Raw genomic sequence first — 20,769 nt, 5'->3', positions numbered from 1 at the left:
GCGGCGCGCGGCGGCTCTCAGCGGCCCTGCCTGGCGACGATCGCCTCGGCCACGCTGGCCGGTACCTCGGCATAGCGGACGAACTCCATCGAGTAGCTCGCGCGCCCCTGGGACATCGAGCGCACGTCGGTGGCATAGCCGAACATTTCGCCCAGCGGGACCTCGGCACGGATCACCTTGCCCGCCGGGGTATCCTCCATGCCCTGGATCAGGCCACGCCGGCGGTTGAGGTCGCCCATCACGTCGCCCATGTAGTCCTCCGGGGTCACCACCTCGACCTTCATCACCGGCTCCAGGAGCACCGCTCCGCCCTTCTGCGAGAGTTGCTTGGTGGCCATCGAGGCGGCGATCTTGAACGCCATCTCGCTGGAGTCGACATCATGGTAGGAGCCGTCGTACACCGTCGCCTTCAGGCCGATCAGCGGGTAGCCGGCGAGCACACCGTTCTGCATCTGGTCCTCGATGCCCTTCTGGATCGCCGGGATGAACTCGCGGGGAATCACCCCGCCGACCACCTCGTTGTGGAACTCCAAGCCTTCCTGCCCCTCGTCGGCCGGAGCGAAGCGGATCCAGCAATGGCCGAACTGGCCGCGGCCGCCGGACTGGCGGACGAACTTGCCCTCGATCTCGCAGGTGTTGCGGATGGTCTCGCGATAGGCCACCTGCGGCTTGCCGATATTGGCTTCGACGCCGAACTCGCGGCGCATGCGGTCGACGATGATGTCCAGGTGCAACTCGCCCATCCCGGAAATGATGGTTTGCGCGGTCTCCTCGTCGGTCTTCACGCGGAACGACGGGTCTTCCTGGGCCAGCTTGCTCAGGGCGATGCCCATCTTCTCCTGGTCGGCCTTGGTCTTCGGTTCCACCGCCACCGAGATCACCGGATCGGGGAAGTCCATGCGTTCGAGGATGATCGGCTTGTCGATGGCGCACAGGGTGTCGCCGGTGGTCACGTCCTTCATGCCGATCAGCGCGGCGATGTCGCCGGCGCGCACTTCCTTGATCTCGTCGCGCTGGTTGGCGTGCATCTGCACCATCCGCCCGACCCGCTCCTTCTTGCCTTTCACCGAGTTGAGCACCGCATCGCCGGAAGTCAGCACCCCGGAATACACACGGGCGAAGGTCAGGGTGCCGACGAAGGGGTCGGTGGCGATCTTGAACGCCAGCGCCGAGAACGGCTCGTCGTCGTCCGCATGGCGCTCGTCGTGCTTCTCTTCGTCGTCCGGGTCGGTGCCCCTGATCGCCGGGATTTCCGACGGAGCCGGGAGATAGTCGATCACCGCGTCGAGCACCAGAGGCACGCCCTTGTTCTTGAACGAGGAGCCGAGCACCGCCGGTACGATCTGGTTGGCCAGGGTCCGCTGGCGCAGCCCGGCCTTGATCTCCTCGATGCTCAGTTCCTCGCCTTCCAGATACTTGTTCATCAGTTCGTCGTTGGCCTCGGCGGCGGCCTCGACCATGTGCGCCCGCCACTCCTCGGCCAGCGCCCGCAACTCCGCCGGGATCTCCTCCTCGCGGTAGCTGGTGCCCTGGTCGTCATCGTTCCAGTAGATGGCCTTCATCTTCACCAGGTCGATCTGCCCGCTGAAGTTTTCCTCCGCGCCGATCGCCAGCTGGATCGGCACCGGGACATGGCCCAGGCGTAGCTTGATCTGCGCGACCACGCGGAGGAAATCGGCGCCCTGGCGGTCCATCTTGTTCACGTAGGCCAGGCGCGGCACATGGTACTTGTTGGCCTGGCGCCAGACCGTCTCGGACTGCGGCTCGACCCCGTCGGCGCCGCTGAACACCACCACCGCGCCATCGAGCACGCGCAGCGAGCGCTCCACCTCGATGGTGAAGTCGACGTGGCCGGGGGTGTCGATGATGTTGAAGCGATAGCGGTGCGGGAACTGCTTGGTCGAGCCCTGCCAGAAGGCCGTGGTCGCCGCCGAGGTGATGGTGATGCCGCGCTCCTGCTCCTGGACCATCCAGTCCATGGTCGCCGCGCCGTCATGGACCTCGCCCATCTTGTGGTTGACGCCGGTGTAGAAGAGGATCCGCTCGGTCGTCGTGGTCTTGCCGGCGTCGACGTGGGCGACGATGCCGATGTTGCGATAAAGCTCGATGGGAGTGGTGCGAGCCATGATCTGCCCCTTGGGTGCTGCCCTGGATGATGGGAACGACTGCTGAAAGAAAAATGTAGCTGAAGAAAGGACGCCACAGCACCGCCGCGACGCCTGCTTTTCGACCTCGGCAGAGGGGACTGGTTCTGCCGCTCCGGCCCGCCGATGAAAGGCGCAACGGCAGGGCTTGTTCCCAGCGGACATAAACTCATGGCGCAAAGGTCTAAGCCGTCCCTGGAAAATCCCCCGGCTCGACGGACATCCCTGGACACACCGGAACAAGGGATGCCCCGACCATGCACCGATCGCTCCACACCGACCCGCCGCTGGGCGCCGCCCTGCTGCTGGCCCTGCAGCTCGCTCCCAGCAGCGCCGCCGCGGCGGAGGGACAGGCGCCTGTCGACCCGCCCACGGTCCAGTTGCAACGAATCGAGGTGACCGGTAGCGCGATCCGCCGGGTCGATGCGGAAACCGCGGTGCCGATCAGCGTCCTGCGCGCCGAGGAGCTGCGCCAACAGGGCGTGACCAGCACCGAGGAACTGATCGGCCGGCTTTCCGGCAACCAGGGCGTATACAACTCCAGTCGCTCGGTCGGCAGCGCCACCGGCGGCGCCTCGTTCGCCGACCTGCGCGGGATCGGCGCGAACAAGACCCTGGTGCTGCTCAACGGCCGGCGTCTGGCGAACAATGCCATCGACGGCTCCGCCGTGGATCTCAACACCATTCCCTTCGCCGCCATCGACCGGGTCGAGGTGCTGCGCGACGGCGCCTCCGCACTGTACGGCACCGATGCCATCGGCGGGGTGATCAACTTCATCACCCGCAAGAGCCTGAACGAAGGCCGCGTCGACAGCGGCTACGCCTCCCCCACCCAGGACGGCGGCGGCAACCAGCGCAACGTCAGCGCTAGCTGGGGCTTCGGCGAGCTGGAGGAGGATCGCTTCAATGTCTTCGCGGTGGCCAACTACGACAAGCAGGAACGCCTCGGCGCCAAGGACCGCGGCTACACCTACAACTACCAGCCGGGACGCGGCCTCGACTACAGCTCCGGCACCGCCTTCCCCGGCAACTGGAGCCAGGGCGCCAACGCCAGCAATCCGCTGGCCGCCGGCGGTTGCAAGGGCGCCGACCTGATCCCGCGCAACGGCATCTGCCGGCAGAGCCTGTGGCGCTACCTCGACCTGGTGCCGGAAACCGAGAAGACCTCGGTGTTCAGCCGCGCCACCGGCAAGCTGGCCGACGAGCACAACGTCAGCCTGGAGTACTTCTGGTCGCGCAACGACAACGCTACCCAGGTCGGCCCAGGGACCCTCACCGGCCTGCAGATCGATCCCGGCACCGCCTTCTATCCCGGCAACGGCATCACTCCCGGTCCCGGCGGCTTCGTCCTCGACCCGAGCCGGCCGGTGGAGGTCAACTGGCGGCAGAGCGTGCTCGGGCCACGCCTGCAATCCTCGCAGAACACCGGCCAGCGCCTGCTGCTCGGCTTCGACGGCCAGTTCGCCGGCTGGGACTACGATATCGGCGCCTCGTACAACCAGAACAAGGTGGTCGACCATATCCACAGCGGCTACGTCGACGATCGCGCCGCCGCCCTCGGCATCGCCAACGGGACGCTGAACCCGTTCGGGCCGCAGACCGACGCCGGCCTCGCCTACCTCGGCAGCCATGCCCTGAGCGGCGACTTCCGTACCTCGGTCGGCCGCGTCAAGGGCCTGGACGCCCGCGCCAGCCGGGAGATCGGCGACTGGTTCGGCGCCGGGCCGGCGGCCCTGGCGCTGGGCGGCGAATTCCGCAAGGAAGCGTTCCACCAGGACATCCAGGACTTCGCCGGCAACGTGCAGAGCCTCGGCGTCGATCCCGCCGCCACGGTCAGCGGCGAGCGCAACCTGAAGGCGCAGTACGCCGAACTCAACGTGCCGGTGCTGGACAGCCTGGAACTCAGCGCGGCGATCCGCCACGACAAGTACAGCGACTTCGGCAGCACTACCAACCCGAAATATTCGTTCCGCTTCCAGCCGTTCCGCCAGTTGGTCCTGCGCGGCGCCTACAGCGAAGGTTTCCGCGCGCCGTCGCTGTACGAACTGTACAACCCGACCTTCACCACCTATACCAGCGCCAACTACGACGACCCACGCCTGTGCGCCGGCGGCCAGCCGAGCCAGGGCGGCATCGCCAACCGCGACTGCGCCCAGCAGTTCTACAACGCCACCGGCGGCAACACCGACCTGCGACCGGAAACCGCGCGCAACGTTACCCTGGGCCTGGTCTACCAGCCGCTGCGCGACCTTTCCGTCGGCCTGGACTTCTGGTGGATCAGGATCGCCAACCAGATCGCCGAGTTTCCCGAAGCGGCGATCTTCGCCGACCCGCAGGCCTACGCCGGACGCATCGTGCGCAAGGCCGACGGCTCGATCGATCACGTCGTCACCGGACTGGCCAACCTCGGCAAAGTGAAGACCAGCGGCGTCGACCTGAGCCTCGATTATCGTTTCCCGGCCAGCCGCTACGGGCAGTTCGGGCTCGACCTGCAAGGCACCTACGTGTCCCGCTACGACTTCCAGCAGCAGATCGGCGGCCAGTACCTGGACAACGTCGGCGACTTCCAGGGCGTCGGCGTGATCGCCCGCTGGAAGCACGTCGCCAACGCCACCTGGAGCCGCGACGCCTGGCAGGCCACCCTGAGCAACCGCTACACCAGCGGCTACAACGACTACGATCGCGCCAGCCACGGCAGGGTCGGCTCGTGGAACCTCTGGGACCTGGCCGGCAGCTACCGCCTCAGCCATGCGCTGGGGCTGACCCTCGGGGTGAAGAACCTGTTCGACCGCGAACCGCCGTTCAGCAACCAGACCTACACCTTCCAGAGCGGCTACGACCCGCGCTACACCGATCCCTACGGGCGCATCCTGTTCGGCCGCCTCAGCTACAGCTTCTGATGCCGGCGCGGGCGCCCGGCCGGTATGGCCGGCAAGCCCGTCGACGGCTGTCCAGCTACCAGATCCGGTAGCCCTGCCAGATTTCGCAGGCGACCAGATCTGGCAGGTTGTTGGGCTCCCGGTGCCATGCAACCTATTACGCCTCTCGCCCCCCACCCGTTCGCGCAAGAGGACACCGCATGATCATTCTCGGGATCACCAACAACGACCTGGCCGGCGCCTGCCTGGTGCGCGACGGCGGGATCGTCGCCGCCGCCAGCGAGGAGCGCTTCACCCGCCAGAAGGACCACAAGGCCTGGCCGAGCCGCTCCATCGACTATGTGCTCGGCGAGGCCGGCATCGACCTGGCCGACATCGACCGCATCGCCTACGGCTGGAACGCCGGGTTCGACGCCGGGCGGCACCTCGACCTCTACCTGGACCGGGTCCTCGAGGAAACCCGCGAGCGTCCCGAGGGCCTGCCGCACCTGCGCAAGCGGATCGCCGACGAGATGGCCAACGACAAGGCCAAGCGCGGCGAATTCGATGCCTTCGTCCGCGCCAACGGCCTGCGCGGCAAGGTCGAGTACATCGACCATCACGAATGCCACGCCCTCGGCGCATTCGTCTGCTCGCCGTTCGACGAGGCGCTGACCCTCACCTGCGACGGCCGCGGCGACTTCCAGTCGCTCACCGTCACCCACTACCGCGCCGACGGCGGCGAGACGGTCCTGCAACGCGAGACCAGCGTCGACAGCCTGGGCTACTTCTACGGGCGCATCACCCGCCTGCTCGGCTTCAAGCCGAACCGCCACGAAGGCAAGATCACCGGCCTGGCGGCGTTCGGCGACGCGGAAAAGCTGCTGCCGCTGATGAACGACATGATCCGCCTGGAGAACGGCCGCCTGCGCGCCCGCTGCGGCGAACTGTACCTGCCCTCCTACGACGGCTACAGCGATCCGCTGCTGCAACGCTGCGCGGCGGAACGCCCGGCGGATGTCGCCGCCGCCGCGCAACGGCACTCCGAAGACCTGCTGGTGGCCATCGCCCGGCAGCACGTGGCGCGCACCGGTTGCGCCAACCTGTGCCTGGCCGGCGGGGTGTTCGGCAACGTCAAGCTGAACCAGCGCCTGCGCGAGATCCCCGGGGTCCGCGATGTCTACGTGCTGCCCTGCATGGGCGACGGCGGCCTGGCCCTGGCCGCGGCGGTGGCGGTGGCCTATCGCGAGAACGGTACGCGCTTCCCGGCGCCGAGCATGGCCCTCGGGCCGGACGCGCGCAGCGCCGCGCAGAATGCCGAGCTGATCGCCAGCCAGTACCCGCAGCTGGCCTACAGCCGGCCAGCCAACCTGATCGAGACGCTGGTCGAAGCGCTGCGGGAAAACCAGGTGCTGGGCATGTTCAAGGGCCGCATGGAGTTCGGTCCGCGCGCCTTGTGCAACCGCAGCATCGTCTACCATCCCGGCGATGCCAGCGCCAACGACTGGCTCAATCAGCGCATGGAACGCACCGAGTTCATGCCATTCGCCCCGGTCACCGCGGTCGAGCACGCCGAGGGCTGCTACATCGGCTGGCGCGAAGACCAGGTGGCGGCCGACTACATGACCATGACCTACGACTGCCATGCGGATTTCCGCGAGCGCTGCCCGGCGGTGGTGCATGTCGACGGCACCGCCCGGCCGCAGATCATCCGGCCGCAGGCCGATCCGTTCATGCACGCCCTGCTGCATGCCTGGCATGCCCGCAGCGGCCAGCCGGCGCTGATCAACACCTCCTTCAACCGCCACGAGGAACCGATCGTCTGCGCCCCGCAGGACGCCCTCGGCGCGCTGGAGGACGGCATGGTCGACCTGGTGGTGCTGGGCGAGTCCCTGCTGGTCTGGCGCAAGGGCGAGAACGCCTTCGCCAGGGCGCGCTTCGAGTGAGGCGCAAACCGCAGCGAACCGGCACGGCGACGCGGGAACCGGCATGTACCTGATCTTTTCCGGCTACTTCGCCGCCGAGGGGCTGATCTATCCCTTCTGGCCGACCTGGCTGGCCAGCCTGGGCTTCGGCGCCAGCCAGATCGGCCTGTTGATCGCCGCGGCCTACTGGCCGCAGGTGATCGCCGGGGTGGCGCTGACCTACGTGGCCGACTGGCGCATCGACCAGTTGCGCCTGGCGACCCTGCTGGCGGCCCTGGCCGGCGCCTGCGCCCTGCTGTTCCAGCTGGCCGAGGGCCTGCCGCTGTTCATCGCCCTGAGCGTGCTCTACGGCGCGTTCTGGACCAGCGTGCTGCCGCTCACCGAGTCCTACCTGCTCAAGCGCGACAAGGCCGCCCTGCAGAACTACGGGCGGGTACGCGCGGTCGGTTCGCTGGCCTTCATCCTCACCGCGACCCTGGGCGGCCTGCTGCTCGGTCGGTTCGGCCAGCAACTGGTGCCCGCCCTGGTCGGCCTGACGATGCTGCTCACCGCGCTGGCCTGCCTGTTCCTCCGTCGCCGCAGCCTGCGCCGTCCGGACTCGCCGCTGCCGGGCGCCAGGCGCCGTCCCGACCTGCGCGGGATCCTCCGGCAACGCCCCCTGCTGCTGGCCATCGCCGCGGCGGGAATGATCCAGCTGAGCCACTCGCTGTACTTCACCACCGCCTCGCTGGGCTGGCAGGCGCTGGGCTACTCGTCGTTCTCGGTCGGCGCCTTCTGGGGCCTGGCGGTGATCGCCGAGATCAGCTTCTTCGCCGTCTCCAACCGCATCCTGGACCGCCACCCGGCGCTCCAGGTGATGCTCTTCTCCAGCCTTTGCGCGGCGCTGCGCTGGGGCCTGCTGGCCGGCAGCGAACATCTCGCCGCGATCCTCCTCGGCCAGTGCCTGCACGCCCTCAGCTTCGCCGCCTACCACGCCGCGGTGATGCGCTACATCCGCGACCACGCGCCGGAAAGCGCGCGGGTACTGACCCAGGGAATCTACTACTCTCTGGCGGTAGCGCTGCCCATGGGCCTCGCCAGTCCGGCCGCCGGCTGGCTGTACGAAGGCCTGCCGCAGTGGTCCTATCTGATCATGGCGCTGTTCGCCCTCGGCGGCGCGGTCCTGGTCTGGCTTGCCCTACAGAGTGCCCGAGATGCATCGACTAGCGTTTTCAGCCGTTCTGTTTGACATGGACGGCGTCCTGATCAGCTCCCGCGAAGCCATCGCCGCGGCCTGGAGCCGGGTTGCCGGCGAACAGGGCGTGGCGCTCGGCCCGGACTGCCTGCGCGACCACGTGCACGGTCGCCCGGGCGGCTACACCCTGGACTATCTGTTCGGCCACCTGCCGATGGAGCGCCGGCGGATCCTCAAGCAACGGGTCGATGCGCTGGAGGAAGGCGCCGACTGTCCCCTGCTGCCCGGCGTCGCCGCGGTGATCCGCCAGTTGCGTTGGCTGGACGTGCCCTTGGCGCTGGTCACCAGCAGTTGGCCGGCACGCATCGACCACGTGCTGCGCCAGCACGACCTGCAGGCGGCGTTCCGCACCCTGGTCAGCCGCGACGACGTGGTCCACGGCAAGCCGGCTCCGGATGGCTATCGCCTGGCCGCGGCCAGGCTCGGCGTGGCACCGTCGCGCTGCCTGGTGTTCGAAGACTCCCTCAGCGGCGTGCAGGCAGCCTGTGCCGCCGGCGCGACCTGCGTGGCGATCGGCGAGGAGAGCGGCCTGCTCGCCGCCGGCGCGCGCTGGTCGGTCCGGGATTTCCGCGAGCTGCGGATCGTCCGCGAAGACGACCGGCTGTACTGCCAGCATCGGCACCCCGCCACGACCGACAGCGAGAGGAGCGTTGGCGTCCCATGAGCCCGACCCTGCAAGATGCCCGGCTGCTCTGGGACTTCCTCGGCCAGGGCCGCTGCCATGTGCCCTGCGAACTGCTGGTGGTATGCGGCTCCTACGACCTGCGGGTCTGCGACCACGCCTGCGAACTGCTCGAACGCGGCCTCGCCGAACGCCTGCTGTTCACCGGCAACACCGGGCACTGGACGCGCCATCTCTGGGTCGAGCCGGAAGCCGAGCTGTTCGCCCGCCACGCCAGGGCACGCGGGGTAAGCGACAGCCTCATCGTGATCGAGCCGCGGGCGACCAACTTCGCCGAGAACATCGCCTTCGCCCGCGAGCTGTTCCCCGACCTGCGCCGCGCGACCTTCGTCACCAAGCCCAACTCGATCCGCCGCGTGGCGCTGACCCTGCCGGTCCGCTGGCCGGGGCTGGAGGGACACGTGGATGCGCCCGACTACGCATTTCCCGACGGCATCTCGAACCTGGTCGGCGTACTCGGGGTGATCGACGAGATGGTTGGCGACCTCGACCGCATCATGCGTTACCCGGCGCTGGGCTTCCAGGTCGCCTGCCCGATCCCGGCGCAGGTCATGGACGCCTGGGAACGCCTGGTGGCGCGGGGTTTCGACCGCCACCTGGTGAACCCGCCGCGCTGAGCTGACAGCTCTGTAATCTTCCCCACAGCTTGCCGACAGGCGCGCGCCGCTAGGGTGTCCGCATCGCCGCACCGCCCTGGCGGGGCCGCGACCTCCCGGCTGCGCAGGCTCGCGCAGTCCGTCCTGCCACCTGCGTGGAAACCAGCGGATGCACAGAACTTCGCGACGCACCTTCGTCAAAGGCCTCGCCGCCACCGGTCTGCTCGGCGGACTGGGTCTCTGGCGCGCCCCGGCCTGGGCCCTGGCCGGGCCGGGCCAGCAGAACCTGCTCGCCGGCGACAGTTTCGACCTGTTCATCGGCGAGACCCCGGTGAACCTCAGCGGCTCGCCGGCCACCGCCATGACCATCAACGGTTCGCTGCCCGGCCCGACCCTGCGCTGGCGCGAAGGCGACAACGTGACCCTGCGGGTGCGCAACCGCCTCGCCGAGGACACCTCGATCCACTGGCACGGCATCATCCTGCCGGCCAACATGGATGGCGTGCCGGGCCTCAGCTTCGAAGGCATCGCTCCCGGCGGTCTCTACGAATACCGCTTCAAGGTCCGGCAGAACGGCACCTACTGGTACCACAGCCACTCGGGGCTACAGGAGCAGGCCGGGGTCTACGGCGCCCTGGTGATCGACGCCCGCGAGCCGGAACCGTTCAGCTACGACCGCGACTACGTGGTGCTGCTCAGCGACTGGTCGGACGAGAAGCCGCAGCGCATCCTCGCCAAGCTGAAGAAGCAGTCCGACTACTACAACTTCCACAAGCGCACCGTCGGCGACTTCATCGACGACGTCAGCGCCAACGGCTGGGCCGCGACCCTGGCCGACCGCAAGATGTGGGCCGAGATGAAGATGAGTCCCACCGATCTCGCCGACGTCAGCGGCTACACCTATACCTACCTGCTCAACGGACAGCCGCCGGACGGCAACTGGACCGGCCTGTTCCGCCCCGGCGAAAAGCTCCGCCTGCGCTTCGTCAACGCCTCGGCGATGAGCTATTTCGACGTCCGCATTCCCGGCCTGAAGATGACCGTGGTGGCCGCCGACGGACAGCACGTCGAGCCGGTCAGCGTCGACGAGTTGCGCATCGCCGTGGCCGAGACCTACGACGTGATCGTCGAGCCGGGCGGCGAGCGCGCCTATACCCTCTTCGCCCAGTCCATGGACCGCAGCGGCTACGCCCGCGGCACCCTGGCGCTGGCCGAAGGGCTTAGCGCGCCGGTGCCGACGCCCGATCCGCGCCCGCTGATCGGCATGGACGACATGGGCATGGGCGGCATGGACCACGGCGCCATGGGGCATGGCGCGGCGACGAGGCCCGCCAGCGAGATGGACCATTCGAAGATGTCGGGCATGGACATGAACGGCATGGACCACTCGAAGATGGCCGGCATGGACATGAGCGGCATGGACCATTCCAGGATGGGCATGGGCGCCATGCCGATGCAGTCCCATCCGGCTTCGGAGGACGGCAACCCGCTGGTCGACATGCAGACCATGACGCCGACACCGAAGCTCGCCGACCCCGGCCTCGGCCTGCGCGACAACGGGCGGCGGGTGCTGACCTACGCCGACCTGCGCAGCCGCTTCGCCGACCCGGACGGCCGCGAGCCGGGGCGCACCATCGAGCTGCACCTGACCGGGCACATGGAGAAGTTCGCCTGGTCCTTCGACGGCATCAAGTTCTCCGACGCCGAGCCGCTGCGCCTGACCTACGGCGAGCGCCTGCGGATCGTCCTGGTCAACGACACCATGATGACCCACCCGATCCACCTGCACGGCATGTGGAGCGACCTGGAGGACGAGCAAGGCAACTTCCTGGTGCGCAAGCACACCATCGACATGCCGCCGGGCACCCGCCGCAGCTACCGGGTCACCGCCGACGCCCTGGGGCGCTGGGCCTACCACTGCCACCTGCTGTTCCACATGGAGATGGGCATGTTCCGCGAAGTGCGGGTAGACGAAGGAGACAACGCATGAGCCGCCAGCCGAAACCCGCCCGCCTGGCCGGCGGTGCCCTCGCCCTGGGTCTGCTGCTGGGCCTGCCGAATCCCGTCGAGGCCGCGCAGGACAATGGCATGGAGCACTCGGCCATGGACCACGGCGCGATGCCTGGCATGGACCACGGCCAGAGGACCTCCGCCCCGGCGAAACCCATGGACCACCAGGGGATGGGGCATGGCCGGATGCCGGGGATGGACCACGGCGCCGCATCGCCCGCCCCGGCACAGCCCATGGAGCACCAGGGAATGGACCATGGCCGGATGCCGGGGATGAGCCACGCTGCGCGGCAACCTCCGGGGCAGGCCGCGCCCAGCCAGAGCCGTACGCCGATCCCGGTGCCGACCGAGGCCGACCGCCGTGCCGCCTTTCCGCCGCTGGAGGGGCACAAGGTGCACGACAGCGCGCTGAACAGCTTCTTCCTGCTCGACCAGTTGGAATACCAGGACGCCGACGACGGCAGCGCGCTGGCCTGGGACGCCAGCGGCTGGATCGGCGGCGACATCAACCGCCTGTGGCTGCGCAGCGAAGGCGAACGGCTCGACGGCAAGACCGAGGACGCCGAGGTCCAGGCGCTGTTCGGGCACGCCATCGGTCCCTGGTGGGACCTGGTCGCCGGCGTGCGCCAGGATTTCAAGCCCGGCTCGCCGCAGACCTGGGCGGCGTTCGGCGTGCAGGGCCTGGCGCTCTACGACTTCGAGGCGGAAGTCACCGCCTTCCTCGGCGAGAACGGCCAGAGCGCGCTGCGCCTGGAGGGCGAGTACGACATCCTGTTGACCAACCGGCTGATCCTCCAGCCCAGCGCCGAGGTCAACCTGTACGGCAGGAGCGATCCCGCCCGCGGCATCGGTTCGGGCCTTGCCGATAGCGAGCTGGGCCTGCGCCTGCGCTACGAGATCCGTCGCGAGTTCGCGCCCTACATCGGGGTGACCTGGAACCGCTCCTACGGCAACAGCGCCGACCTGGCCCGCGCCGAGGGCGAGGACGACGACGAGGCGCGCTTCGTCGCCGGTATCCGCATGTGGTTCTGAACGCGATCGCGGCCAACCGCTAGCGGTAGCCGTCAAGCAACGGCGAATCGTCGATGAGGTCGCAGCGTTCCAGCGCTGGCAGGTTGCACGGCCGGTAGTCGGGGCATTCGTCCAGCCGCCGCTGCACCGAACGGTGCAGCTTGACCCGGGTTTCCTGCCCGACCGGTTCCAGCGGCCGCGAGCGCGGCCGGCCACGCGACCAGCGCCAGGCGCGGTTGCCGCTGCGGCGGTCCCAGACCAGCAGCGGCAGCCACTCGGCCAGGCGCCAGGGCCGGGTCATCACCGGCAGGATCGGCGCGGTCGGGTCCGGGCCCTGCTTCGAACGTGCGCGCAACTGGTCGCGGCTGCGCGCCGGGTCGACATGCAGGCCGGCCTCCAGCGCCTCGCCGAGCATCCAGGTAAAGGCCACCAGGGCCAGCCGCGAGTCCTTCGGCGCATAGCCACCGCCGACATCGGAGTGCATGCCGGGGAACCACACCTGCAACACGTCGGACTTGCGGTCCTTCTCGCCGAACCAGAGGTTCTGCCGGAAGAAGCAGCGGCATTCGTCGATGGCCAGGGCCTGGCGGACCACGTCGACCATTTCGTTGTTCGAGGAATACGGCACGGTCAGCGGGTCGTAGACCCAGCCCACCGAGGTCACGGTGTCGAACAGGCCGAGGAAGTGCACCTTCACCTGCCGGCCGAAGACCTTGCGGAAGCGTCCCAGCAGGCCGAAGTCCGGCCCGCGGCGACGCGTGCCGGCCCGCTTGTCTTCGGCGCGGGGCGGCATGCGGGTGGTGAGCAGGGTCCAGGCGTAGTCGAAGAGGTGCGGCTGGTGCGCATCGATCAGGCCCACCGCACGCAGCATCGCGGCCAGCACGCGCACCGCGTAGGCGCCACGGGAAAAGCCGAAGAGGAATATCTGGTCGCCGGGCCGGTAGTGCTCGGCGAGGAAGCGATAGGCGCCCTCGACGTTGCGCTTGAGCCCCCAGCCGAAGGCCAGGCCGGCGATCCGCGAGGGAAACTTCTGCCACTCGAACAGGGTTTCCTTCAGGCCGAAGGTGCCGACGCCTTGGTCGTAGTAGGCCAGCACCCTGCGCGGATCGCGCGACAGCGAGCGGTACAGGCGCACCACGTTGGTCGGCTGGTCGCCGAAGCGGTTCGAGGTTCCGTCGATGCAGACCACCAACTGGCGCGGCGCGTCGTTGTCCTGGGCGCTGCCGGCAGGCGGCAAGGCGGAATCGGGGGAGAGATCGTCCATTGGGCTCACGCAGGCAAAGCCTGACTTCCGTCGGCGGTGGATGGGAATGGCGACGCATGATACCCAACCTGGATGATCCGCCAAGCGCACATTGCCGGGAAATGGCGGCAAAGACGAAAAGCCCCTGGAGCCGCAGGGCGAATAACCGCTTCGCGGTTATCCGCAGCCCCTGGCTTCGGCGAGGGCGGGTCGAGCCGGCCGCTCAGCCTGCCCTGGATACCCCGAGGAACGGCTGCCACGCCGGCGCGCCACTATCCGCCGCGGCCTTGAGGGCGGCCACCGCCGCGTCGACGTCGGCCTCGCGGGTGTAGCGACCGAGGCTCAGGCGCACGCTGCGGCCAGCGCTGGCGGCATCGTGGCCGAGGGCGAGAAGCACGTGGGACGGCGCCGGCCGCGCCGAGTTGCAGGCCGAGGTGCTGGACACCGCCAGGCTGGACTCCAGTGCCTGGGGGACAAAGGCCGGGTTGTCGAAGGTCAGGTTCAGGGTATGCGCGATGCGTGCGTCGGCGCTGCCGTTCAGGCGCCAGCCGTCGATCTGCGCCAGCCCCTCCAGCAGACGCCGCTGGAGTCCGGCGATGCGCCTGCCCTCCTCCTCGAAAAGCTCGCCGGCGAGGGCGAAGGCCTCGCCCATACCGACGATCTGGTGGGTCGCCAGGGTCCCGGAACGCAGGCCCTGCTCGTGTCCGCCGCCGTGGATCTGCGCCTTCAGCCGCCGCTCGGCGCGCGGCCCGACGTACAACGCGCCGATGCCCTTGGGCCCGTAGGTCTTGTGTGCGGAGAACGACATCAAGTCCACCGCCAGGCGGCCCAGGTCGATCGCCACCTTGCCGCTGGCCTGCGCCGCGTCGACGTGGAACAGCGCGCCGCGCTCGCGCACCCGTTCGCCGATGGCGGCGATGTCGGTCAGGGTGCCGAGTTCGTTGTTGACCCGCATCAGCGACACCAGACGGGTATCGGCGCGCCAGGCCGCCTCCACCTGTTCCGGCCGGATCAGGCCATCGGTGCCGGGCGCCAGCCAGGTCACGCTCCAGCCGTCATCGGCGAGTTGCTGCACGGTGTCCAGCACCGCCTTGTGCTCCAGGCGACTGGTGATCAGGTGGCCGGGTGCGTCCAGCGCCTGGGCCACGCCCTTGAGGGCCAGGTTGTTGGATTCGGTGGCGCCGGAAGTCCAGACGATCTGCCCGGCGCTGGCGCCGACCAGCGCGGCCACCTGCTCCCTGGCCCGCTCCACTGCCCGCCGCGCCTGGCGGCCGTAGGCATGGGAATTCGACGCGGGATTGCCAAAACACGCCTGGTAGCCGAGACACTCCACCATGGCCCGGATCACGCGCTCGTCCACGGGCGTGGTGGCGGCGTAATCGAAGTACAACGGTAACGAACTCATCGCATTCCCCCAATCGATCGGACGGACCCGGAAGCCGACATGGCTCCTTGTCCCTGACGGGCCCGCAGGCCGATCTTAAGAAAAGCGCCGGGGCGTCTGGAAAGAACCTTTCGGAACATCCTTAGAGTCTGCATGGTTTCCCGCCTCAGATTCCCAGCCCGGCCACCCGCAGGTGCTCTTCCAGGCGCAGCGCCGGCATCGTCCCGAGCAACTCGCGGGTATAGGGATGGCGCGGCTGGCTGAACAGCGCCGCGGCGCTGCCCTGCTCCACCACCCGGCCGTCCTTGAGCACCAGGATGTCGTGGGCCAGGGCGCGAACCACGGCCAGGTCGTGGCTGATGAACAGGTAGCTCAGCCCGTGGCGGCGCTGCAACCGACGCAGCAGCTCGACCACCTGGCACTGCACGCTGCGGTCGAGCGCCGAGGTCGGTTCGTCGAGCAGGATCAGCGCCGGTTTCAGCACCAGCGCCCGGGCGATGGCGATGCGCTGGCGCTGGCCGCCGGAAAACTCGTGGGGATAGCGTTCCAGGCAAGGCTCGTCGAGACCGACCTCGCGCAGTGCCTCCAGCACCCGCGCGCGGCGTTCGCCGGCATCGCCGATGCCATGGATACGCAGGCCTTCGCCGACGATCTGTTCCACGCTAAGGCGCGGGTTGAGGCTGCCGTAGGGGTCCTGGAACACCGCCTGGAACTGCCGGCGCAATGGCAACAGGCGCTTGCCGTGCAGCCGGTCGAGGCGCTCGCCCTGGAACAGGATCTGCCCTTCGGCCGGCAACAGGCGCAGCAGCGCCTGGCCGAGGGAGGACTTGCCTGAACCGCTTTCGCCGACGATCCCCAGAGTGCTGCCACGGCGCAGCCGCAGGCTGACCTCGTGCACCGCGCGCAGTCCCGCGCGCCGGCGCAGCCAGCCGCCGGGCGCGGGGTAGTCGAGGCTCAGCGCGCGCACCTCCAGGCAGGTCTCGCGGCACGCCACCGGCTCCGCCAGCCCACCCGGCTCGGCCTCGATCAGCAGGCGCGTGTAGGGATGCCGGGGCGAGCGGAACAGCGTCTCGCAGGCGTTCTCCTCGACGATCCGGCCATCGTGCATCACGCAGACCCGATCGGCGACCCGGCGCACCAGGTTGAGGTCGTGGCTGATCAGCAGGATCGCCATGCCCAGCCGTCGCTGCAAGCTTTGCAGCAGCTCCAGGAGGCGTTTCTGCACGGTGACGTCGAGAGCCGTGGTCGGTTCGTCGGCGATCAGCAGTTGCGGCTCGCAAGCCAGCGCCATGGCCAGCATCACTCGCTGTCGCTGGCCGCCGGAGAGCTGGTGCGGATAGGCCTCGAGCAGGCGTCGCGGCTGCTCGAGGCCGGCCAGTTCGAGCAGTTCCAGTACCCGCCCGCGCAGCGCGGCGCCACGCAGGCGGCGATGCAGGCGCAGGCCCTCGCCGACCTGGCGGCCGATGCGCTGCAATGGATTGAGCGAGGTCATCGGCTCCTGGAACACCATGCCGATGCGCTGCCCACGAATCGCCAGCAATGCCTGCGGCGACAGGGCGAGCAGTTCCTCGCCGTCCAGGCGCACGCTGCCGCCCAGGCGCGCCGCGCCCGGCAGCAGGCGCAGCAGGGCGTGGGCGGTCTGCGACTTGCCGGAGCCGGACTCGCCGACCAGGGCCAGGGTCTCGCCGGCGCGCAGGCTGAAGTCGATCCCCTTCACGACCTGCGTGTCGCCATAGGCGACGCTCAGGTTTTCCACTCGCAACAGTTCCCGGTTCATCTCATTTCCTCGGATCGAAGGCGTCGCGCACCGCTTCGCCGATGAACACCAGCAGGCTGAGCAAGGTCGCCAGGACCACGAACACGGTCAGCCCGAGCCAGGGCGCCTGGAGGTTGTCACGGCCCTGCCCGACCAGTTCGCCAAGGCTCGGCGAGCCGGGCGGCAGGCCGAAACCGAGGAAGTCCAGGGCGGTCAGGGTGGTCACCGCGCCACAGAGCAGGAACGGCAGGAAGGTCAGGGTCGCAACCATGGCGTTGGGCAGGATGTGCCGGAACATCACCCCGGCGTCGCCGAGGCCGAGGGTCCGCGCCGCCTTGACGTACTCCAGGTGACGACCGCGAAGGAACTCGGCGCGAACCACGTCGACCAGGCTGGTCCAGGAGAACAGCAGCATGATCGCCAGCAGCCAGCCGACCCCGGGCTGCACCAGGCTGGCGAGGATGATCAGCAGGTAAAGCATCGGCAGACCCGACCAGACCTCGATGAAGCGCTGGCCGAACAGGTCGATCCAGCCGCCGTAGTAGCCCTGCACCGCGCCGGCGCAGATTCCCAGCAACGACGAGGCCAGGGTCAGGCCGAGGGCGAAGAGGATCGACAGGCGCAGGCCGTAGATCACCCGCGCGAGCACGTCGCGGCCCTGGTCGTCGGTGCCCAGCCAGTTCTCCGCCGAGGGCGGCGCCGGCGCCGGGCGCGCGTAGTTGATGCTGCGGGCGTCGAAGCGGATCGGCGGCCACAGCGCCCAGCCGTCGCGGGCGATGCGTTCGCTCATGAAGCGACCGCGGTAGTCCGGCGGGAACGGCAGCTCGCCGCCGAAGGCGGTTTCCGGATAGTCCCGCAGCACCGGCAGGAACCACTGCCCACGGTATTCCAGCAGCAGCGGGCGGTCGTTGGCGATCAGCTCGGCGAACAGGCAGGCGACGAACAGCGCGAGGAACAGCCGCAGCGCCAGGCGCCCGCGGCGGTTGGCGCGGAACGCGGCGAGGCGGCGGCGGTGCAGCGGGGAAAGGACGATGGCCATCTCACTGTTTCCTCGCGGCGAAGTCGATGCGCGGGTCGACCAGGCTGTAGGCCAGGTCGCCGGCCAGCTTCACCAGCAACCCGAGCAGGGTGAAGATGAACAGGCTGCCGAACACCACCGGGTAGTCGCGGCCGAGCGCCGCTTCGTAGCCCATCAGGCCGAGGCCGTCGAGGGAGAACAGCACCTCGATCAGCAGCGACCCGGTGAAGAACACCGAGACCAGCGCCGCCGGCAGCCCGGCCACCACCAGCAACATGGCGTTGCGGAACACATGGCCGTAGAGCACCCGGCGCTCGCTGAGGCCCTTGGCGCGAGCGGTGGCGACGTACTGCCTGGATATCTCGTCGAGGAAGCTGTTCTTGGTCAGCAGGGTCAGGCTGGCGAAACCGCCGACCACCAGCGAACCCACCGGCAGCGCCAGGTGCCAGAGGTAATCGGCGAAACGCGCCAACGGGCCGAGGCGCTCGGCGCCCTCGGAAGCCAGGCCGCGCAGGGGGAACCAGTCCAGGTAGCTGCCGCCGGCGAACAGCACGATCAGGACGATGGCGAAGAGGAAGCCGGGCACCGCATAGCCGACCACCACCAACGCGCTGCTCCACAGGTCGAAGGCGCTGCCGTGGCGCACCGCCTTGGCCACCCCCAGGGGAATCGACACCAGGTAGGTGATCAACGTCGCCCACAAGCCCAGGGACAGCGAGACCGGCAGCTTCTCGGCGATCAGGTCGACGACCCGCGCGTCGCGGTAGAAGCTCTCGCCGAAATCCAGCCGGGCGTAGCTCGACAGCATCAGCCAGAGCCGTTGCAGCGGCGGCTTGTCGAAGCCGTACTGGCGCTCCAGGGCGGCCACCAGCTGCGGGTCGATGCCGGTCTCGCCGTGGCGCTGCGGTTCCAGCGCGCCATGCCCGCCCTCCCCGCCACGCCCCAGCGGGCCGCCGCCGTCGACGCCCTGCAGGCGCGCGATGGCCTGTTCCACCGGCCCGCCGGGTGCGGCCTGGACGATGGCGAAGTTGATCAGCAGGATGCCCAGCAGGGTCGGCAGGATCAGCGCCAGGCGGCGCAACAGGTAGCCGCCCATGTCACTGCGCCTGCCGGCTCGGCACGGCCCGCTCGCGGACTTCCCACCAGGTGTTCAGCCCCAGGCTGTAGCGCGGCGCCTGCGGCGGTCGGCCGAAGCGATTCCAGCTGGCGATCCAGACCTCGTCGGAATACCAGGTCGGGATCAGGTAGTAGCCCCATTGCAGCACCCGGTCGAGGGCGCGCACGGCGGTTTCCAGGGCGGCCCGCGAGTCGGCCTCGACCACCGCCTGCACCAGCCGGTCGATGGCCGGGTCCTTCAGGCCGATGCGGTTGTAGCCGCCGGGATCGGCGTAGCTGGAGGAATGCCAGAAGCTGTACTGCTCGTTGCCCGGCGAATTGGACTGGGAGAAGCTCGAAACGATCATGTCGTAGTCCCGCGCACGTATGCGCTCGATGTATTGCGAAGCGTCCACCTGGCGCAGGCGCATATCGATGCCGATCCGCGCCAGGTTGCGCTGGAACGGCAGCAGCGCGCGCTCCAGGCCCTTGCCCTGGAGCAGGAGTTCGAAGCGCAGCGGCCGTCCGGCGGTATCCAGCAGGCGTCCTTCGACGGCATGCCAGCCGGCCTCGCCGAGCAGGCGGTAGGCCTGCACCAGGCGCTCATGGATATCGCCGCTGCCGTCGTTCACCGGCGGAGCGTAGGCCTGGCCGAAGACCTCCTCGGGGATCTGCCCACGCAGCGGCTCCAGCAAGGCCAGTTCGTCGGCGCCGGGCAGGCCGCGAGCGGCCATCTCCGAGTTGTCGAAATAGCTGCGCAGGCGCTTGTAGCGACCGCCGAAGAGCTGCCGGTTGGTCCATTCGAAGTCGAACAGCAGGCTCAGCGCCTGGCGTACCCGGCGGTCCTCGAACAGCGGCCGGCGCAGGTTGAACACCAGGCCCTGGAGGCTGGCCGGGTACGGGTAGGGAAAGCTCTCCTGGCGCAACCGGCCATCGCGCAGGGCCGGCGAGTCGTAGCCGCTGCTCCAGGCCTTGACGCTGGTCTCGACATTGATGTCGGCCTGCCCGGCCTTGAACGCCTGCAAGGCCACGCCGCTGTCGCGGTAGTAGTCGAAACGGATCCGCTCGAAGTTGTACAGGCCACGCCCGACCGGCAGGTCGCGAGCCCACCAGTCGGGGTTGCGCCGGTAGCTCACCGAACGCCCCGCCTCGGCCTTCTCCAGCCGGTAAGGTCCGCTGCCCAGCGGCGGCTGCATGCTGCTGCGGTTGAAGTCGCGTCCCTGCCACCAATGCCTGGGCAGCACGTAGAGCTGGGCCAGCACCAGCGGCAGTTCGCGGTTGCCGGCATGACGGAAGTCGAAGCGGATGCGCAGGCGGTCCTCCACCACCGGCTCGAGGACCTCCTTGTAGTAGGCGCGCCAGAACGGGCTGCCCTGCTCGACCAGGCTGTCGAAGGAAAACTTCACGTCCTCGGCGGTGACCGCCACGCCGTCGCTGAAGCGCGCCCGCGGATCAATATGGAAACGCACCCAGCTGTTGTCCGGGGCTTTCTCGATGTAGCGCGCCAGGTAGCCGTATTCGGTGAACGGCTCGTCCAGCGACTGGAAGCCTAGGGTTTCGTAGATCAGCGCGGCCTGGGTCATGCTGATCGGCGTGCCGCGGTTGGCGAAGGGGTTCAGCGTGTCGAAGCTGCCGCTTTCCATCCGCCGCAGGCTGCCGCCCTTGGGCGCCTGCGGGTCGACGAAGTCGAAGTGCTGGAAACCCGGCGGGTATTTCGCCGGCTCGTCGTAGAGCGTGATGGCATGGCGCGGCTCGCTGCGGGCCAGGCTGGCGAGCAGGCAGCAGGCGAAGACCAGGATGCGTCCGGGCATGG

Annotated in this window: 14 protein-coding genes; 7 read left to right on the top strand and 7 right to left on the bottom strand. The window is 68.9% G+C overall.

What is annotated here, in order from left to right; all coding sequences use genetic code 11:
* Positions 1-17: 17 nt before the first annotated feature.
* Positions 18-2,126 (bottom strand): elongation factor G, encoded by a 2,109-nt coding sequence (gene fusA / locus HMPREF2581_RS17505; protein ID WP_003139642.1) that lies wholly within the window; start codon positions 2,124-2,126, stop codon positions 18-20.
* A gap of 275 nt (positions 2,127-2,401) precedes the next feature.
* On the opposite strand from fusA, the gene HMPREF2581_RS17500 reads away from it, so the two are divergent.
* From HMPREF2581_RS17500 to HMPREF2581_RS17470, 7 genes are all read left to right on the top strand, one after another.
* Positions 2,402-5,044, top strand: a complete 2,643-nt coding sequence (locus tag HMPREF2581_RS17500; protein WP_003139644.1) for a TonB-dependent receptor — start codon at positions 2,402-2,404, stop codon at positions 5,042-5,044.
* A 179-nt stretch (positions 5,045-5,223) separates the two neighbouring features.
* Positions 5,224-6,948: a carbamoyltransferase family protein gene (locus HMPREF2581_RS17495; RefSeq protein ID WP_003139645.1), complete on the top strand. Its 1,725-nt coding sequence runs from the start codon at positions 5,224-5,226 to the stop codon at positions 6,946-6,948.
* 43 nt (positions 6,949-6,991) lie between these two features.
* Positions 6,992-8,155: an MFS transporter gene (locus HMPREF2581_RS17490; protein ID WP_003109654.1), complete on the top strand. Its 1,164-nt coding sequence runs from the start codon at positions 6,992-6,994 to the stop codon at positions 8,153-8,155.
* Position 8,156: 1 nt separating this feature from the next.
* Complete coding sequence (locus tag HMPREF2581_RS17485; protein WP_003139646.1) at positions 8,157-8,825, top strand: HAD family hydrolase; 669 nt, start codon at positions 8,157-8,159, stop codon at positions 8,823-8,825.
* Positions 8,822-9,460 carry a YdcF family protein gene (locus HMPREF2581_RS17480; protein WP_003088740.1) on the top strand — a complete coding sequence of 213 codons (639 nt, stop codon included), beginning with the start codon at positions 8,822-8,824 and terminating at the stop codon, positions 9,458-9,460. Before HMPREF2581_RS17485 ends, HMPREF2581_RS17480 begins: the two co-directional genes overlap by 4 nt.
* A 148-nt stretch (positions 9,461-9,608) precedes the next feature.
* Positions 9,609-11,429, top strand: a complete 1,821-nt coding sequence (locus tag HMPREF2581_RS17475) for a copper resistance system multicopper oxidase (protein ID WP_003139647.1) — start codon at positions 9,609-9,611, stop codon at positions 11,427-11,429.
* Positions 11,426-12,481: a copper resistance protein B gene (locus HMPREF2581_RS17470; RefSeq protein ID WP_003139648.1), complete on the top strand. Its 1,056-nt coding sequence runs from the start codon at positions 11,426-11,428 to the stop codon at positions 12,479-12,481. The genes HMPREF2581_RS17475 and HMPREF2581_RS17470 overlap by 4 nt, the downstream gene beginning before the upstream one ends.
* A gap of 19 nt (positions 12,482-12,500) precedes the next feature.
* Here HMPREF2581_RS17470 and HMPREF2581_RS17465 read toward each other — a convergent pair whose 3' ends face one another.
* The 6 genes from HMPREF2581_RS17465 to HMPREF2581_RS17440 all read right to left on the bottom strand — a co-directional run bounded on the left by HMPREF2581_RS17465 (position 12,501) and on the right by HMPREF2581_RS17440 (position 20,767).
* The gene (locus HMPREF2581_RS17465) at positions 12,501-13,724 is read right to left on the bottom strand and encodes a DUF2235 domain-containing protein (RefSeq protein WP_003139649.1); all 1,224 of its coding nucleotides are present in this window, start codon (positions 13,722-13,724) and stop codon (positions 12,501-12,503) included.
* A 202-nt stretch (positions 13,725-13,926) separates the two neighbouring features.
* On the bottom strand, positions 13,927-15,108 hold the full coding sequence (locus HMPREF2581_RS17460; protein ID WP_003120247.1) for an aminotransferase class V-fold PLP-dependent enzyme: 1,182 nt from the start codon (positions 15,106-15,108) through the stop codon (positions 13,927-13,929).
* Positions 15,109-15,253: 145 nt separating this feature from the next.
* Entirely contained in the window at positions 15,254-16,864 is a 1,611-nt protein-coding gene (locus tag HMPREF2581_RS17455) for an ABC transporter ATP-binding protein (protein WP_011666683.1), read from the bottom strand.
* Position 16,865: 1 nt separating this feature from the next.
* Positions 16,866-17,882: an ABC transporter permease gene (locus tag HMPREF2581_RS17450; protein ID WP_003109648.1), complete on the bottom strand. Its 1,017-nt coding sequence runs from the start codon at positions 17,880-17,882 to the stop codon at positions 16,866-16,868.
* A 1-nt stretch (position 17,883) separates the two neighbouring features.
* A complete protein-coding gene (locus tag HMPREF2581_RS17445; RefSeq protein WP_003139663.1) occupies positions 17,884-18,957 on the bottom strand; it encodes a microcin C ABC transporter permease YejB in 1,074 nt (357 codons plus the stop codon).
* A 1-nt stretch (position 18,958) separates the two neighbouring features.
* Positions 18,959-20,767 carry an extracellular solute-binding protein gene (locus HMPREF2581_RS17440; RefSeq protein ID WP_003139665.1) on the bottom strand — a complete coding sequence of 603 codons (1,809 nt, stop codon included), beginning with the start codon at positions 20,765-20,767 and terminating at the stop codon, positions 18,959-18,961.
* Between the last annotated feature and the right edge of the window lie 2 nt (positions 20,768-20,769).

It is taken from the genome of Pseudomonas sp. HMSC057H01 (genome assembly GCF_001836405.1).
GTDB classification, from domain to species: domain Bacteria; phylum Pseudomonadota; class Gammaproteobacteria; order Pseudomonadales; family Pseudomonadaceae; genus Pseudomonas; species Pseudomonas aeruginosa.
Note: the sequence above shows the minus strand (reverse complement) of the source record. Positions and strands in the feature narration are given on the sequence as shown.

Excerpts from the sequence above, each read along its gene's own strand:
- HMPREF2581_RS17450 (WP_003109648.1), bottom strand. The coding sequence starts at position 17,882 with ATGGCCATCGTCCTTTCCCCGCTGCACCGCCGCCGCCTCGCCGCGTTC.
- HMPREF2581_RS17500 (WP_003139644.1), top strand. The coding sequence starts at position 2,402 with ATGCACCGATCGCTCCACACCGACCCGCCGCTGGGCGCCGCCCTGCTG.
- fusA (WP_003139642.1), bottom strand. The coding sequence starts at position 2,126 with ATGGCTCGCACCACTCCCATCGAGCTTTATCGCAACATCGGCATCGTC.
- HMPREF2581_RS17445 (WP_003139663.1), bottom strand. The coding sequence starts at position 18,957 with ATGGGCGGCTACCTGTTGCGCCGCCTGGCGCTGATCCTGCCGACCCTG.
- HMPREF2581_RS17465 (WP_003139649.1), bottom strand. The coding sequence starts at position 13,724 with ATGGACGATCTCTCCCCCGATTCCGCCTTGCCGCCTGCCGGCAGCGCC.
- HMPREF2581_RS17480 (WP_003088740.1), top strand. The coding sequence starts at position 8,822 with ATGAGCCCGACCCTGCAAGATGCCCGGCTGCTCTGGGACTTCCTCGGC.
- HMPREF2581_RS17440 (WP_003139665.1), bottom strand. The coding sequence starts at position 20,767 with ATGCCCGGACGCATCCTGGTCTTCGCCTGCTGCCTGCTCGCCAGCCTG.
- HMPREF2581_RS17485 (WP_003139646.1), top strand. The coding sequence starts at position 8,157 with ATGGACGGCGTCCTGATCAGCTCCCGCGAAGCCATCGCCGCGGCCTGG.
- HMPREF2581_RS17490 (WP_003109654.1), top strand. The coding sequence starts at position 6,992 with ATGTACCTGATCTTTTCCGGCTACTTCGCCGCCGAGGGGCTGATCTAT.
- HMPREF2581_RS17475 (WP_003139647.1), top strand. The coding sequence starts at position 9,609 with ATGCACAGAACTTCGCGACGCACCTTCGTCAAAGGCCTCGCCGCCACC.
- HMPREF2581_RS17460 (WP_003120247.1), bottom strand. The coding sequence starts at position 15,108 with ATGAGTTCGTTACCGTTGTACTTCGATTACGCCGCCACCACGCCCGTG.
- HMPREF2581_RS17470 (WP_003139648.1), top strand. The coding sequence starts at position 11,426 with ATGAGCCGCCAGCCGAAACCCGCCCGCCTGGCCGGCGGTGCCCTCGCC.
- HMPREF2581_RS17495 (WP_003139645.1), top strand. The coding sequence starts at position 5,224 with ATGATCATTCTCGGGATCACCAACAACGACCTGGCCGGCGCCTGCCTG.
- HMPREF2581_RS17455 (WP_011666683.1), bottom strand. The coding sequence starts at position 16,864 with ATGAACCGGGAACTGTTGCGAGTGGAAAACCTGAGCGTCGCCTATGGC.